This window comes from Pseudomonas sp. SDO5591_S426, assembly GCF_054070755.1.
Window position 1 is genome coordinate 1 of sequence record NZ_JBSVXD010000137.1, and the last position, 15,633, is coordinate 15,633.

A 15,633-nucleotide genomic window follows, 5' to 3' on the forward strand; every position below is an offset into this window, starting at 1 on the left:
TATAGGGGAATGAGCTTCTGTAGGAGCTGCCGAAGGCTGCGATCTTTTGATCTTCAAAAACGACAAAGGCCACCCGAAGGTGGCCTTTGTTTGGTGAAGCGTCAGTTAAGCGCGAGGCTTACTTGACAGCCCAACCGGTCAGCTCGGACAAAGCCTTGCCGATGTCTGCCAGCGAACGCACGGTTTTAACGCCTGCGTCTTCCAGGGCAGCAAACTTCTCGTCTGCAGTGCCTTTGCCGCCAGAGATGATTGCGCCAGCATGGCCCATGCGCTTGCCCGGAGGAGCAGTCACACCAGCGATGTAGGAAACAACCGGCTTGGTCACGTGTGCCTTGATGTAGGCAGCCGCTTCTTCTTCAGCCGAACCGCCGATCTCACCGATCATTACGATCGCTTCGGTCTTCGGGTCTTCCTGGAACAGCTTCAGGATGTCGATGAAGTTCGAACCCGGGATCGGGTCACCACCGATGCCGACGCAAGTCGACTGACCGAAACCGGCGTCAGTAGTCTGCTTAACAGCTTCGTAGGTCAGGGTGCCGGAACGGGAAACGATACCGACCTTGCCTGGCAAGTGAATGTGACCTGGCATGATGCCGATCTTGCATTCGCCTGGGGTGATCACGCCTGGGCAGTTAGGGCCGATCAGGATTACACCCAGTTCGTCGCACTTAACTTTAGCGTCCAGCATGTCCAGGGTAGGAATGCCTTCGGTGATGCAAACGATCAGCTTGATGCCACCGAAAGCAGCTTCCAGGATCGAATCTTTGCAGAAAGGAGCCGGAACGTAGATCACGCTGGCGGTAGCGCCAGTGGCAGCTACTGCGTCTTTAACGGTGTTGAACACTGGCAGACCCAGGTGCTCGGTGCCGCCTTTGCCTGGAGTTACACCACCAACCATCTTGGTGCCGTACTCGATGGCTTGCTGGGTGTGGAAACTACCTTGCGAACCGGTAATACCCTGGCAGATAACTTTGGTGTCTTTATTGATCAGGACGCTCATTATTTGCCCTCCGCAGCTTTGACAACTTGTTGAGCAGCGTCGGTCAGGCTGGTAGCAGCGATGATGTTCAAACCGCTTTCTGCCAGTACTTTAGCGCCCAGCTCAGCGTTGTTGCCTTCAAGGCGAACAACAACCGGGATTTTCACGCCGACTTCTTTCACAGCGCCGATGATGCCTTCGGCAATCATGTCGCAACGAACGATGCCGCCGAAGATGTTAACCAGTACTGCAGCGACGTTGGTGTCGGACAGAATGATCTTGAACGCTTCGGTAACGCGTTCTTTGGTAGCACCGCCGCCCACGTCGAGGAAGTTGGCTGGTTTGCCGCCATGCAGGTTGACGATGTCCATGGTACCCATGGCCAGGCCAGCACCGTTGACCATGCAACCGATGTTGCCTTCCAGTGCTACGTAGTTCAGTTCGAACTTGGCAGCGTGCGCTTCGCGCGGATCGTCTTGCGACGGATCGTGGAAAGTCTTCAGCTTAGGCTGACGGTACATGGCGTTGGCGTCGATGTTGATCTTGGCATCGAGGCAATGCAGATCGCCGTCAGCCTTGATCACCAGCGGGTTCACTTCCAGCAGGGCCAGGTCGTGATCCTTGAACAGTTTGGCCAGACCTACGAAGATCTTGGCGAACTGGGCAACTTGCTTGCCTTCCAGACCCAACTGGAATGCCAGCTCGCGACCCTGGAATGGCTGAGCGCCAACCAGTGGATCGATAGTGGCTTTCAGAATTTTTTCTGGAGTGTCGTGAGCGATTTTCTCGATGTCCACGCCACCTTCGGTGGAAGCCATGAACACGATACGACGGCTCGAACGGTCAACGACAGCGCCCAGGTACAGCTCTTTAGCGATATCAGTGCACGATTCAACCAGGATCTTGGTGACTGGCTGACCATTGGCGTCAGTCTGGTAAGTCACCAGACGCTTGCCCAGCCACTGCTGTGCGAAGGCTTTGGCGTCTTCTTTGCTGCGAACCAGCTTAACGCCGCCCGCTTTACCGCGACCACCGGCGTGGACCTGGGCTTTGACAACCCACTCGCTGCCGCCGATTTTGTCGCAAGCTTCTGCTGCTGCTTCCGGGGTGTCTACCGCGTAACCGGTGGATACTGGCAGGCCGTACTCAGCGAACAGCTGCTTACCCTGATACTCGTGAAGATTCATGCTTATTACCGTCTTCGTTAGGTACTGCGCATTCGGTGCTGCACTTGTTCAAGTGCCGCACCACCTGTGACTGCTGCTTGCGTAGCTGAGCTACGCAAGACTGCGTCCAGCGGACATTCCGCGGTGAGTCTTGCATGCAAGGCTCACGACGGGCCGTACCGCCGTGGTTTCTTATTGTCTTAACGCTTCTTGCGGTTGGCGATGTGGATGGCGCCGCCATTCACTGCCAGAGCAGCTTCGTGCAAGGCTTCAGACAGGGTCGGATGGGAGAAAACCATCATGCCCAGGTCTTCAGCGCTGGTGCCGAATTCCATACCGATCGCGCCCTGCTGAACCAGTTCGGCAGCGCTTGGGCCAATCACGTGGACGCCCAATACGCGGTCTGTCTTGGCATCAGCGATGACCTTGACGAAACCACCGGTATCGTTGGCAGCCATGGCACGGCCGGAGGCTGCGAACGGGAAGGTGCCGACGTTAACTTCAACGCCTTCAGCTTTCAAGGCCTGCTCGGTTTTACCCACCCACGCGATTTCCGGGTGAGTATAAATAACCGAAGGGATCAAATCATAGTTCATCTGAGCCTTGTGGCCCTTGATGCGCTCGACAACCATGATGCCTTCTTCCGACGCTTTGTGCGCCAGCATCATGCCGCGAACCACGTCACCGATGGCGTAGACGCCCGGTACGGTGGTGGCGCAGTGATCATCAACGTGCACGAAACCGCGCTCGTCCAGGGTCACGCCGCAGTCGGCAGCCAGCAGATCAGTGGTCACCGGACGGCGACCAACGGCTACGATCAGCTTGTCGAAAGTGATGTTCTGTTCGCCGTTGGCATCGGTGTAGTTCACAACGACTTCGTCGCCGTTCACTTTGGAACCGGTCACGCGAGCGCCCAGCTTGATGTCCAGACCCTGTTTGGTCAGGGTTTTCAGCGCTTCCTTGGAAACAGCGGCGTCGGCTGCCATCAGGAAAGTGTCCAGGGCTTCCAGGACAGTCACTTCTGCACCCAGACGCGACCAGACCGAACCCAGTTCCAGACCGATCACGCCAGCGCCGATCACGCCCAGACGCTTAGGCACGGTCTGGAATTCCAGGGCGCCAGTCGAATCGACGATCACATTCTGGTCAACCGGAGCTGGTGGAATGTCGATCGGACGCGAACCTGGAGCCAGGATCACGTTCTCGGCCTGGATGATTTCTACCGAGCCGTCTGGCTTGGTGACTTCAACTTGCTTGCCGGCCAGCAGCTTGCCGTGACCTTCAATGGAAGTCACACCGTTGGCTTTGAACAGGGTCGCAACGCCAGAGGTCAGGCCTTTGACGATGGTGGCCTTGCGGCCGACCATTGCTGGCACGTCCATGGTCACGCCAGCGTGGTTGATACCGTGGATCGCGAAGCCTTCTTTGGCTTCCTTGTACTTCCAGGAGCTGTCCAGCAGCGCTTTGGATGGAATGCAGCCGACGTTCAGGCAAGTACCGCCCAGAGCCAGTTTGCCTTCCTTGTCGGTGTACTTCTCGATGCAGGCAGTGCTGAGGCCCAGTTGGGCAGCCTTGATGGCAGCCACATAGCCGCCAGGGCCAGCGCCGATCACTACTACGTCAAATTTCTGCGACATTCAAAAAATCCTCTTTAGCGAAAAGCTTCAAGCCGCGAGCGGCAAGCCAAACTGCGGGTTTTCCGTCAGCTCGAGCTTGCAGCTCATGGCTGCTTCTATCAGATATCCAGCAACAGACGAGCCGGATCTTCCAGCAGGTTCTTGATGGTCACCAGGAAGGTCACAGCTTCTTTGCCATCGATCAGACGGTGATCGTAGGACAGTGCCAGGTACATCATCGGACGGATAACGACCTGACCGTTGATGGCCATAGGACGCTGGATGATGTTGTGCATGCCCAGGATGGCGGCTTGTGGCGGGTTGACGATCGGGGTCGACATCATCGAACCGAAAGTACCACCGTTGGTGATGGTGAAAGTACCACCGGTCATTTCGTCCATCGACAGTTTGCCGTCGCGGGCTTTCTTGCCGAAGGTGGCGATGCCGCCTTCGATTTCAGCCAGGCTCATCAGTTCGGCGTTACGCAGGACCGGTACAACCAGGCCGCGATCGCTGGAAACTGCAACGCCGACGTCAGCGTAGCCGTGGTAAACGATGTCAGCACCGTCGATCGAGGCGTTGACGGCCGGGAAGCGTTTCAGCGCTTCGGTGGCAGCCTTCACGAAGAACGACATGAAGCCCAGGCGCACGCCGTTGTGGGACTTCTCGAACAGGTCCTTGTACTTCGAACGCAGGGCCATGACTTCGGTCATGTCGACTTCGTTGAAAGTGGTCAGCATCGCCATGTTCGACTGAGCTTCAACCAGACGCTTGGCCACGGTGGCACGAACGCGGGTCATCGGTACGCGCTTCTCGATGCGGTCGCCAGCGGCGAACACAGGAGCGGCAGCCGAAGGAGCAGCAGCCTTGGCAGGCGCGGCAGCCGGAGCGGCTTTCTTGGCAGCAACGGCTGCAACCACGTCTTCCTTGGTCACACGACCGCCTTTGCCGGTGCCGGCAACGGAAGCGATGTTGATGCCGTTTTCTTCAGCCAGCTTGCGAGCAGCCGGTGCAGCAACAGGATCGTCTTCGCCTTCGGCGGCAGGAGCAGCAGCTTGTGCAGCGGCCGGAGCAGCAGCGGCTGGGGCCGCGGCAGCAGCACCGCCCGCTTCGATGGAGCCCAGCACTTCGTCGGACAGAACGGTGTCGCCTTCGTTCTTGACGATAGCGCCCAGCACGCCGTCAGCAGTCGCCAACACTTCCAGGACAACCTTGTCGGTTTCGATGTCGACAATCAGGTCGTCACGCTTGACGGCGTCGCCCGGTTTTTTGTGCCAGGTGGCAACGGTGCCATCGGCAACCGATTCCGGGAAAGTGGGGGCTTTGATTTCGATAGCCATTATCTGTGGGTCCTTAAATTCGGTTTCAGGTGCGCGAAGGCGTTAAACAGTAAAGGCGTCTTGCAGCAGTTTTTCCTGCTGCTCAGCGTGCATCGATGCATAACCGCATGCCGGTGCAGCAGAAGCCTCACGGCCCGCGTACTCAAGTACGAGAGACTTGTCGAGGTTGCTGATGCTGCGACGCATGTGGTGTTGGCTGCAGTACCAGGCACCCTGGTTCATCGGCTCTTCCTGACACCAAACGGCAGCTTTGACGTTGGTATAAGGAGCCAGGACTTCTTTCAAGTCGTCCTCAGGGAATGGGTACAGCTGCTCGATACGCACGATGGCGATATCGTCACGGCCTTCGGCACGGCGTTTTTCCAGCAGGTCGTAGTAGACCTTGCCGCTACACAGAACTACGCGCTCGACCTTTTTCGGGTCTTGGGCGTCGATTTCCGGGATAACGGTCTGGAACGAACCTTCGGCCAGATCTTCCAGGGTCGAGATGGCCAGCTTGTGACGCAGCAGCGACTTCGGAGTCAGAACGATCAACGGCTTGCGCAGCGGGCGAATCACCTGACGACGCAGCAAGTGGTAGATCTGTGCCGGCGTAGTCGGCACCGCGACCTGAATGTTGTGCTCGGCGCACAGCTGCAGGTAACGCTCAAGACGAGCCGAGGAGTGCTCCGGTCCCTGACCTTCATAACCGTGCGGCAGCAGCATGGTCAGACCGCACAGACGGCCCCACTTGTGCTCGCCACTGGTGATGAACTGGTCGATAACCACCTGGGCACCGTTGGCGAAGTCGCCGAACTGGGCTTCCCAGATCACCAGCGCATCCGGCGTGGTGGTCGAGTAGCCGTATTCGAACGCCAGCACCGCTTCTTCGGACAGGAACGAGTCGTACAGGTCGAAGCGTGGCTGACCGTCGTACAGGTTCTGCAACGGGATGTAGGTGCCCGCGTCTTTCTGGTTGTGCAGAACAGCATGACGGTGCGAGAACGTACCGCGGCCGATGTCCTGGCCGGTCATGCGGATCGGGTGACCTTCGAACGCCAGGGTTGCGTACGCCATGGTTTCAGCGTAACCCCAGTTGATCGGCAGGCCGCCGGCTTGCATCTTCTGACGGTCTTCGTAGATCTTCGCAACCTGGCGCTGAACCACGAAGCCTTCCGGGATTTCCAGCAGCTTGGCGGACAGTTCCTGCAAGGTCTTCAGATCGAAACGAGTGTCGTGACGCGCGGTCCAGGCGTGGCCCAGATACGGACGCCAATCCACGAACAACTCTTTGTTCGGCTCTTTGACCAGGCTTTTCACTACGTGCAGACCGTTGTCCAGCGCGTTGCGGTATTCGTCGACTTTCGCCTGAACACGCTCTGCGTCCAGCACACCGCCCTGGGTCAGACGATCGGCATACAGCTCACGGGTGGTGCGCTGCTTGGTGATCTGCTGATACATGATCGGCTGGGTGCCGCTTGGCTCGTCGGCCTCATTGTGGCCGCGACGACGGTAGCAGACCAGGTCGATCACCACGTCACGCTTGAACTGCATGCGGTAGTCGATGGCCAGCTGGGTCACGAACAATACGGCTTCCGGATCATCACCATTCACATGGAGGATCGGCGCCTGAATCATTTTCGCAACGTCGGTCGCGTACTCGGTGGAACGCGAGTCCAGCGGGTTGCTGATGGTGAAACCGACCTGGTTGTTGATCACGATGTGCACGGTACCGCCGGTTTTGAAACCGCGGGTCTGCGACATCTGGAAGGTTTCCATGACCACGCCCTGACCTGCGAAAGCAGCGTCACCGTGGATGGAGATCGGCAGAACCTTCTCACCGGTTGGATCGTTACGACGATCCTGACGGGCGCGAACCGAACCCTCGACCACCGGGGAAACGATTTCCAGGTGGGACGGGTTGAACGCCATGGCCAGGTGAACTTCACCGCCGGTGGTCATCACGTTGGACGAGAAGCCCTGGTGGTACTTAACGTCACCGGAACCCAGCTCGACCTTCTTCTTGCCTTCGAACTCGTCGAACAGCTCACGCGGGTTCTTGCCGAAGGTGTTGACCAGCACGTTCAGACGGCCACGGTGGGCCATGCCGATGACGATTTCCTTGGTGCCGTAGGAACCGGAACGCTGGATCAGCTCATCGAGCATCGGAATCAGGCTCTCGCCGCCTTCCAGACCGAAACGCTTGGTACCCGGGTATTTGGTGCCCAGGTATTTCTCCAGGCCTTCACCGGCGGTCACGCGCTCAAGCAAGTGGCTCTTGATGTCGGCGGAGTACGTCGGACGGCCGCGCACGCTTTCCAGACGCTGCTGGAACCACTGGCGCTGCTCGGAATCGGTGATGTGCGTAAATTCAGCGCCGATGGTGCGGCAATATGTCTGCTGCAACGCTTCGTGAATTTCGCGTAGGCTCGCTTCCTCTTTGCCGATGAACAGGTCGCCGGCACGGAAGGTCGTATCAAGATCGGCATTGGTCAAGCCGTAATGATTGATCGACAGGTCTGCAGGTGCAGGACGCTGCCACAGCCCCAGCGGGTCAAGCTGGGCTGCCTGGTGGCCACGCATACGGTAGGCCTGGATCAATCGCAGCACTTCAACTTGCTTCTTCTCGTGCTCACTGCTCACGCTGCCGGCGGAAACCGGTTGGGCGCGGCGCTGGTTCTTTGCCAGCAAGACGAAATGATCGCGAATTGTGGAGTGCGAAACATCGGTGGCAGAGTTGCCGTCAGCAGGCAACTTCTGGAAGTAGGTGCGCCACTCTTCTGGCACAGCGTTAGGGTCGTGCAGGTAGAGCTCGTAGAGCTCTTCCACATAGGCAGCGTTACTACCGGATAGGTAGGCACTGTTCCACATGCGCTGCATCACGCTTTCTTGCATGCTTGGTCACCCTCGGTTAGGGGAACACCACCGGTGTCGACACCGAGCAAACTTGCAGAAGTCCGAATGCAGCGACCAAAACAAGCCACTAGGATCACACTGATAGTCCGGGTACCAGCCCGGATGCCCCTGCTTGTCTCATTTCTTCAAAATAAGAGCCGCAGCCTTATAAGCTGCTGCTCAGGTTAAAACTACGGCGCCGGTTGAAGCCTGCGCCGTAGCATCCACGGGTACAGCGGTACTACATTTGCAGCAGCTGAATCACACGCCGCTCGAGAGCAGCATGTTACGGATGTGACCGATGGCCCTAGTCGGGTTCAGGCCTTTCGGACATACGTTGACGCAGTTCATGATGCTCCGGCAGCGGAATACGCTGAACGGGTCATCCAGCGCAGCCAGGCGCTCGGTGGTCTTGGTATCGCGGCTGTCTGCCAGGAAGCGGTACGCTTGCAGCAGGGCAGCTGGCCCCAGGAACTTGTCCGGGTTCCACCAGAAGGACGGGCAAGAGGTCGAGCAGCAAGCGCACAGGATGCACTCGTACAGACCGTCGAGCTTTTCACGCTCTTCAGGGGACTGCAGACGCTCGATGGCCGGAGCCGGCGTGTCGTTCTGCAGGAATGGCTTAACCTTCTCGTATTGCTTGTAGAAGATGCTCATATCGACGACCAGGTCACGGATAACCGGCAAACCTGGCAGAGGACGAACGATCAACTTGTTACCTTTTACAACAGCAGACAGCGGCGTGACGCAGGCCAGGCCGTTCTTGCCGTTGATGTTCATGCCGTCGGAACCGCAAACGCCTTCACGGCAAGAGCGACGATAGGAGAAACCTTCGTCCTGCTCTTTGATCAGGGCCAGTACGTCCAGCACCATCAGGTCTTTACCACCGGTATCGACCTGGAATTCCTGCATGAACGGCGCGGCGTCCTGATCAGGGTTGTAACGATAAACGCTGACTTGCAACATGGCGGCCACCCTTAATAAGTCCGAATCTTAGGTTCAAAAGTCGGAACAGTCTTCGGCGAGAAGTTCACAGCACGCTTGGTCACGCGCTTGTCACCCGGGAAGTACAGGGTGTGGCACAGCCAGTTTTCGTCGTCGCGGTCTTCGAAGTCTTCACGGGCGTGAGCACCGCGGGACTCTTTACGTACTTCGGCAGCGATGGCGGTAGCTTCAGCCACTTCCAGCAGGTTCTGCAGTTCCAGAGCTTCGATACGTGCAGTGTTGAACGCTTGCGACTTATCGTTGATCTTGACGTTGGCGATGCGCGCGCGCAGGTCAGCCAGCTGGGCAATACCCTTCTGCATGTATTCGCCGGTACGGAATACACCGAAGTAGTTCTGCATGCAGTTTTGCAGTTCGCGACGCAGGGTAGCCACGTCTTCGCCTTCGGTACGGTTGTTCAGTGCGTTCAGGCGCGACAGGGCAGCTTCAATGTCAGCTTCGGTAGCGTCGTCGTATTCGATGCCGTCGGTCAGCGCTTTTTCCAGGTGCAGGCCGGCAGCACGGCCGAATACCACCAGGTCGAGCAGCGAGTTGCCGCCCAGACGGTTGGCACCGTGAACCGATACGCAAGCCACTTCGCCTACAGCGAACAGACCATGAATGATCTCGTCCACGCCTTCAGCGTTCTGAGTGATCGCCTGACCATGAATGTTGGTCGGCACGCCGCCCATCATATAGTGGCAAGTCGGAACAACCGGAACCGGAGCAACGACCGGGTCAACGTGAGCAAACGTTTTCGACAGTTCGCAGATGCCTGGCAGACGGCTGTGCAGCACTTCCTCGCCCAAGTGGTCGAGTTTGAGCATTACGTGGTCGCCATTCGGGCCGCAACCGTTGCCGGCGATGATTTCTTTCACCATCGAACGGGCAACCACGTCACGACCGGCAAGGTCTTTGGCGTTCGGAGCATAACGCTCCATGAAACGCTCGCCGTGCTTGTTGATCAGGTAACCGCCTTCACCACGGCAACCTTCTGTAACCAGTACACCGGCGCCGGCGATGCCGGTCGGGTGGAACTGCCACATTTCGATGTCTTGTACCGGTACGCCGGCACGCAGCGCCATACCAACGCCGTCACCGGTGTTGATCAGGGCATTGGTGGTCGATGCGTAGATACGACCTGCACCGCCGGTGGCCAGAACGGTAGCCTTGGCACGGATGTAGGTGGTTTCGCCGGTTTCGATGCAGATGGCGATAACGCCGACGAACTCGCCTTGCGAGTTCTTCACCAGGTCAACAGCGTAGTACTCGTTCAGGAACGTGGTACCGGCTTTCAGGTTGCCCTGATAAAGGGTGTGCAGCAGGGCGTGACCGGTACGGTCGGATGCAGCGCAAGTACGCGCAGCCTGGCCGCCTTTACCGTAGTCCTTGGACTGACCACCGAACGGACGCTGGTAGATGCGGCCTTGTTCGGTACGGGAGAACGGCAGACCCATGTGGTCCAGTTCGAAAACTGCGGCCGGGCCTTCCTGACACATGTATTCGATTGCGTCCTGGTCACCGATGTAGTCGGAACCCTTGACGGTGTCGTACATGTGCCAGCGCCAGTCATCGTTCGGGTCGGCCGAAGCGATGGCACAGGTGATGCCGCCTTGAGCGGATACGGTGTGCGAACGGGTCGGGAACACCTTGGTGATCACGGCAGTCTTGTGACCGCCTTGCGCCAGTTGCAGCGCTGCGCGCATGCCGGCACCGCCACCACCAATAATGATGGCATCGAAAGAAATCGTTGGAATGTTAGCCATGAATCAGATACCCCAGAGAATCTGCACACCCCAGACGAAGTAAGCGAACATTGCAACGCCGCATACTGCCTGGAAAAGGAAACGTACTGCAGTCGCGGACTTGCCCAGCGCCATCGGCGTCAGGTAGTCGGTCGCGATGGTCCACATGCCGACCCAGGCGTGAGCGCCCAGGGCCACAAGGGCCAGCAGACTGAAGATACGCATCCCGTTGTGGGCGAACAGGCCGTGCCACTGGTCATAGCCAATGCCCGGGTTCGCAGCGAGGTATCCGATCAGGAAAATGAAATAAGCCGCGAGAACGACCGCAGACACACGTTGCGCCATCCAGTCATACAGACCGGAACGCGAAAGGTTCGTAACGCTGGTTACCATATCCAAACTCCTGCCAGAACGATCAACACCACGGAAATGGCGATGATAATTTTCGAGCCCAGCGTGCCGCCTTCCAGCGTCTCACCGATGCCCATATCCATGATCAAGTGGCGCACACCGGCTACCAGGTGATACAGCAGAGCGGACAGGAGGCCCCATGCTACGAACTTGGCCAGCGGGCTGGTCAAGGTTGCCTTCACGTCGACAAAACCTTCCTCGGAACCCAAAGACTTGCCCAATGCATAAAGCATGAAGCCAAGGCCCAGGAAGAGGATGATGCCGGAAACACGGTGAAGAAACGACGTAACGCCGGTGATGGGGAGTTTGATGGTCCTTAGGTCTAGGTTTACAGGTCGTTGGCTTTTCACGGCTTTTTTTTCACACTGAAGAGCCCCTAACAATCAGGGCAAAGTTGTTGGGGAGTGCACTGGTCAGGTAACCACCACCCAGGGATGCGACCCCCAATAAAGCAGGCCCAAAAGCCCTTGGCGGTCGGTGGCCGAGTATAGACAGTTAGGCTACTAATGACAACGCAAAGACCTAACCCAAACAGCGGATTGCGCAACTGACATAAAAGGCGTAAATGGCAGGCAATTTCGAGAAAAAAGTCGGGTTAAAGCCTTCTGGAGCAAGACTTTAGGCAAATTGACATTCGAATTTATCTCACTATAGTGGTGCGGGCCCTGCGTGGGGGGTCTGTCTGATGATTTCAAGCATAAATAGGAGGCCACATGGCTGACAAAAAAGCGCAGTTGATCATCGAGGGCGCAGCCCCCGTCGAGCTGCCCATTTTAACCGGCACCGTTGGTCCCGATGTTATCGATGTTCGGGGCTTGACGGCCACGGGCCGTTTCACCTTTGACCCTGGTTTCATGTCGACCGCTTCCTGCGAGTCGAAGATCACCTATATCGACGGCGACAACGGCATTCTGCTGCACCGCGGCTACCCGATCGAACAGCTGGCTGAAAAGTCGGACTACCTGGAAACCTGCTATCTGCTGCTCAACGGCGAATTGCCGACCGCAGAACAGAAGGCCCAGTTCGTCAGCACCGTGAAGAACCACACCATGGTTCACGAGCAGCTGAAGACTTTCTTCAACGGCTTCCGTCGCGACGCCCACCCGATGGCCGTCATGTGCGGTGTAGTCGGCGCCCTTTCGGCCTTCTACCACGACTCCCTGGACATCAATAACCCGCAGCATCGCGAAATCTCCGCGATCCGCCTGGTTGCCAAGATGCCGACCCTGGCAGCGATGGTTTACAAGTACTCCATGGGCCAACCCATGATGTACCCGCGCAACGACCTGACGTACGCGGAAAACTTCCTGCATATGATGTTCAACACCCCGTGCGAGATCAAACCGATCAGCCCGGTGCTCGCCAAGGCCATGGACCGGATCTTCATCCTCCATGCCGACCACGAGCAGAACGCATCGACTTCCACCGTGCGCCTGGCAGGCTCCTCGGGTGCCAACCCGTTCGCCTGTATCGCCGCCGGTATCGCCGCACTGTGGGGCCCTGCCCACGGCGGTGCGAACGAAGCCGTTCTGACCATGCTCGATGAAATTGGCGATGTCTCGAACATCGACAAGTACATCGCCAAGGCCAAGGACAAGAACGATCCGTTCAAACTGATGGGCTTCGGTCACCGCGTTTACAAAAACCGCGATCCACGTGCCACCGTGATGAAGAAGACCTGCGACGAAGTGTTGAAGGAACTGGGCATCCAGAACGATCCGCAACTCGAACTGGCCATGCGCCTGGAAGAGATCGCCCTGACCGACCCGTACTTCATCGAACGTTCGCTGTACCCGAACGTCGACTTCTACTCGGGGATCATCCTCAAGGCAATCGGCATTCCAACCAGCATGTTCACCGTGATCTTCGCCCTGGCGCGGACCGTTGGCTGGATCTCTCACTGGAAGGAAATGCTCTCCAGCCCGTACAAGATTGGCCGTCCACGCCAGCTGTACACCGGCTACGAGTCGCGTGATATCTCCAAGCTGGAAGACCGCAAGTAAGATTTTTCTTGCTGTAGCGTGTTGAGTTGTACCGGGAACGGCCTCTATTTATATAGGGGCCGTTTTTGTTTGTGCCGGTTTACTCAGTCAATTCGAGGCGGCTTACCGGCACGGTCGTTAGTTCGAACGCCTTTCCCTGTAGGAGCTGTCGAGTGCAACGAGGCTGCGATCTTTTGACCTGATACATCCGCGAATCCAGCTCGACTGTCAGATCGTCATCGCCAGCAGGCTGACTCCCACAGGGACTGGGGATATCCGCAACATAGAATCTCCCACAGTAAATCAGGTACACCCAACAAATTCAGGTCGATTACCGCCCAATAAAAAAATGCCCCGATCTCTCGACCGGGGCATCTCGTACAACTGCGTTACTTATATAAAAGCATCAAGCCTTAGTGCGATACCGCCCCACTCGCCCCAAGACCGGTCTGCGAACGAACGAACTGAGGGAAGAACAGCGCCCGCTCATTGTCCGCAGCAGTCGACTTGTCAGTGATCGAGAAGAACCAGATACCGACAAAGGCAATGATCATCGAGAACAGCGCCGGGTACTCGTACGGGAAGATAGCCTTCTCGTGATGCAGGATCTGCACCCAGATGGTCGGGCCAAGGATCATCAAGCCAACAGCGCTGATCAAGCCCAGCCAGCCGCCGATCATCGCACCGCGGGTAGTCAGCTTTTTCCAGTACATGGAAAGCAGCAGGACCGGGAAGTTGCAGCTCGCCGCGATGGAGAACGCCAGGCCCACCATGAACGCAATGTTCTGGCTTTCGAACAGAATGCCCAGCCCGATCGCCAGCACCGCCAAAGCGATAGTGGTGATTTTCGAGACGCGAATCTCATCCTTCTCGTTAGCCTTGCCTTTCTTGATCACGCTGGCGTACAGGTCGTGAGACACCGCCGATGCACCGGCCAGGGTCAGACCGGCAACCACTGCCAGAATGGTCGCGAACGCTACTGCCGAGATGAAGCCCAGGAAGATACTGCCACCCACCGCGTTGGCCAGGTGCACCGCCGCCATGTTGTTGCCGCCCAACAGCGCGCCAGCCGCATCTTTGAAGGCCGGGTTGGTGCTGACCAGCAGGATCGCGCCGAAGCCGATGATGAAGGTCAGGATGTAGAAGTAACCGATGAAGCCAGTTGCGTACAGCACGCTCTTGCGAGCTTCTTTCGCATCACTCACGGTGAAGAAGCGCATCAGGATGTGTGGCAGGCCAGCGGTACCGAACATCAGTGCCAGACCAAGGGAGAATGCCGAGATCGGATCTTTCACCAGGCCGCCCGGGCTCATGATTGCTTCACCTTTAGGGTGAACCTTGATCGCCTCGGAGAACAGCATGTTGAAGTCGAAGTTGACGTGCTTCATCACCATCAGCGCCATGAAGGAGGCACCGGACAGCAGCAACACTGCCTTGATGATCTGCACCCAGGTGGTCGCCAGCATGCCGCCGAACAACACGTACATGCACATCAGGATACCGACCAGGATCACCGCAACGTGGTAGTCCAGACCGAACAGCAGCTGGATCAGCTTGCCTGCACCGACCATTTGCGCGATCAGGTAGAACGCCACCACCACCAGCGAACCGCAAGCGGACAGCGAGCGAATCTGGGTTTGCCCGAGGCGGTAGGACGCCACGTCGGCAAAGGTGTATTTACCCAGGTTACGCAGACGCTCGGCGATCAGGAACAGAATGATCGGCCAGCCCACCAGGAAGCCGATCGAGTAGATCAGGCCGTCGTAGCCGGAGGTGAACACCAGCGCGGAAATACCCAGGAAGGAAGCTGCCGACATGTAGTCACCGGCAATCGCCAGACCGTTCTGGAAACCGGTGATCTTGCCGCCAGCGGCGTAGTAGTCGGAGGCCGAGTTGTTTTTCTTGGACGCCCAGTAAGTGATGTACAACGTCGCGCCGACGAACGCCACGAACATAAGGATCGCGGCGACGTTCAGCGGTTGTTTCTGCACGGCGCCGGTCAGGGCGTCAGCCGCCCAGGCTCCAGGTGCGAAGGCTGCGATGCTCAATAGAGCCATTAGACGCCGGATCATTGCTGAGCCTCCTTGAGAATCGCATTGTTCAGGTCGTCGAATTCGCCATTGGCGCGTCGTACGTAAATGCCGGTCAGGATGAAGGCCGAAAGGATCAGCCCGACACCGATCGGTATGCCCCAGGTAATCGATGACTCAGGGCTGAGTTTCGCCCCCAGTACATGCGGCCCGTAAGCAATCAAAAGGATGAATCCGGAGTAAAGCCCTAGCATGATCGCCGAAAGAATCCAGGCGAATCGTTCCCTCTTGCTAACCAGCTCCTTGAAGCGCGGGCTGTTTTGAATCGAGAGGTAAATGCTGTCGTTCATTGTTTTTATCCTCGCAGCACAGATTAAGTTGGAACGGTATCCACTCTATGCGGCTGCGGGGCAGGTTCCAGACGACCTTAGTCTTAGAACCACATGACGTTTTTGCCAATTATCAGCAGGAAACAATTTCCCGACGATCAATATGACTGTAGGAGC

Annotated in this window: 12 protein-coding genes; 1 reads left to right on the forward strand and 11 read right to left on the reverse strand. The window is 57.6% G+C overall.

Annotated elements, in window-relative coordinates; translation table 11 throughout:
• Positions 1–118: 118 nt before the first annotated feature.
• The 9 genes from sucD to sdhC form a co-directional block, all read right to left on the reverse strand.
• A complete protein-coding gene (gene sucD / locus ACW9JC_RS22025; protein ID WP_095060813.1) occupies positions 119–1,000 on the reverse strand; it encodes a succinate--CoA ligase subunit alpha in 882 nt (293 codons plus the stop codon).
• Entirely contained in the window at positions 1,000–2,166 is a 1,167-nt protein-coding gene (sucC, locus tag ACW9JC_RS22030; protein WP_007919879.1) for an ADP-forming succinate--CoA ligase subunit beta, read from the reverse strand. Before sucC ends, sucD begins: the two co-directional genes overlap by 1 nt.
• Before the next feature lie 179 nt (positions 2,167–2,345).
• Positions 2,346–3,782, reverse strand: a complete 1,437-nt coding sequence (gene lpdA, locus ACW9JC_RS22035; protein WP_103394793.1) for a dihydrolipoyl dehydrogenase — start codon at positions 3,780–3,782, stop codon at positions 2,346–2,348.
• A gap of 98 nt (positions 3,783–3,880) precedes the next feature.
• Entirely contained in the window at positions 3,881–5,101 is a 1,221-nt protein-coding gene (gene odhB / locus ACW9JC_RS22040; RefSeq protein ID WP_338582319.1) for a 2-oxoglutarate dehydrogenase complex dihydrolipoyllysine-residue succinyltransferase, read from the reverse strand.
• A 42-nt stretch (positions 5,102–5,143) separates the two neighbouring features.
• Positions 5,144–7,975: a 2-oxoglutarate dehydrogenase E1 component gene (locus ACW9JC_RS22045; protein ID WP_338582320.1), complete on the reverse strand. Its 2,832-nt coding sequence runs from the start codon at positions 7,973–7,975 to the stop codon at positions 5,144–5,146.
• Positions 7,976–8,236: 261 nt separating this feature from the next.
• Positions 8,237–8,941: a succinate dehydrogenase iron-sulfur subunit gene (locus ACW9JC_RS22050; protein ID WP_338582321.1), complete on the reverse strand. Its 705-nt coding sequence runs from the start codon at positions 8,939–8,941 to the stop codon at positions 8,237–8,239.
• 11 nt (positions 8,942–8,952) lie between these two features.
• Positions 8,953–10,725 carry a succinate dehydrogenase flavoprotein subunit gene (sdhA, locus tag ACW9JC_RS22055; protein ID WP_338582323.1) on the reverse strand — a complete coding sequence of 591 codons (1,773 nt, stop codon included), beginning with the start codon at positions 10,723–10,725 and terminating at the stop codon, positions 8,953–8,955.
• Between the two features lie 3 nt (positions 10,726–10,728).
• Positions 10,729–11,097: a succinate dehydrogenase, hydrophobic membrane anchor protein gene (gene sdhD, locus ACW9JC_RS22060; RefSeq protein ID WP_007977503.1), complete on the reverse strand. Its 369-nt coding sequence runs from the start codon at positions 11,095–11,097 to the stop codon at positions 10,729–10,731.
• Complete coding sequence (gene sdhC / locus ACW9JC_RS22065) at positions 11,091–11,465, reverse strand: succinate dehydrogenase, cytochrome b556 subunit (RefSeq protein ID WP_154851239.1); 375 nt, start codon at positions 11,463–11,465, stop codon at positions 11,091–11,093. The genes sdhD and sdhC overlap by 7 nt, the downstream gene beginning before the upstream one ends.
• A 363-nt stretch (positions 11,466–11,828) precedes the next feature.
• Here sdhC and gltA point away from each other — a divergent pair, with 363 nt between their 5' ends.
• A complete protein-coding gene (gltA, locus tag ACW9JC_RS22070; protein ID WP_338582324.1) occupies positions 11,829–13,118 on the forward strand; it encodes a citrate synthase in 1,290 nt (429 codons plus the stop codon).
• 392 nt (positions 13,119–13,510) lie between these two features.
• Here gltA and ACW9JC_RS22075 read toward each other — a convergent pair whose 3' ends face one another.
• On the reverse strand, positions 13,511–15,169 hold the full coding sequence (locus ACW9JC_RS22075; protein ID WP_150702758.1) for a cation acetate symporter: 1,659 nt from the start codon (positions 15,167–15,169) through the stop codon (positions 13,511–13,513).
• Positions 15,166–15,477, reverse strand: a complete 312-nt coding sequence (locus ACW9JC_RS22080) for a DUF485 domain-containing protein (RefSeq protein ID WP_150702757.1) — start codon at positions 15,475–15,477, stop codon at positions 15,166–15,168. The genes ACW9JC_RS22075 and ACW9JC_RS22080 overlap by 4 nt, the downstream gene beginning before the upstream one ends.
• Positions 15,478–15,633 lie beyond the last annotated feature (156 nt).

Coding starts and splice junctions, on each gene's coding strand:
- ACW9JC_RS22045 (WP_338582320.1), bottom strand. CDS start 7,975: ATGCAAGAAAGCGTGATGCAGCGCATGTGGAACAGTGCCTACCTATCC.
- ACW9JC_RS22050 (WP_338582321.1), bottom strand. CDS start 8,941: ATGTTGCAAGTCAGCGTTTATCGTTACAACCCTGATCAGGACGCCGCG.
- gltA (WP_338582324.1), top strand. CDS start 11,829: ATGGCTGACAAAAAAGCGCAGTTGATCATCGAGGGCGCAGCCCCCGTC.
- sucD (WP_095060813.1), bottom strand. CDS start 1,000: ATGAGCGTCCTGATCAATAAAGACACCAAAGTTATCTGCCAGGGTATT.
- ACW9JC_RS22075 (WP_150702758.1), bottom strand. CDS start 15,169: ATGATCCGGCGTCTAATGGCTCTATTGAGCATCGCAGCCTTCGCACCT.
- lpdA (WP_103394793.1), bottom strand. CDS start 3,782: ATGTCGCAGAAATTTGACGTAGTAGTGATCGGCGCTGGCCCTGGCGGC.
- sdhD (WP_007977503.1), bottom strand. CDS start 11,097: ATGGTAACCAGCGTTACGAACCTTTCGCGTTCCGGTCTGTATGACTGG.
- ACW9JC_RS22080 (WP_150702757.1), bottom strand. CDS start 15,477: ATGAACGACAGCATTTACCTCTCGATTCAAAACAGCCCGCGCTTCAAG.
- sdhA (WP_338582323.1), bottom strand. CDS start 10,725: ATGGCTAACATTCCAACGATTTCTTTCGATGCCATCATTATTGGTGGT.
- sucC (WP_007919879.1), bottom strand. CDS start 2,166: ATGAATCTTCACGAGTATCAGGGTAAGCAGCTGTTCGCTGAGTACGGC.
- odhB (WP_338582319.1), bottom strand. CDS start 5,101: ATGGCTATCGAAATCAAAGCCCCCACTTTCCCGGAATCGGTTGCCGAT.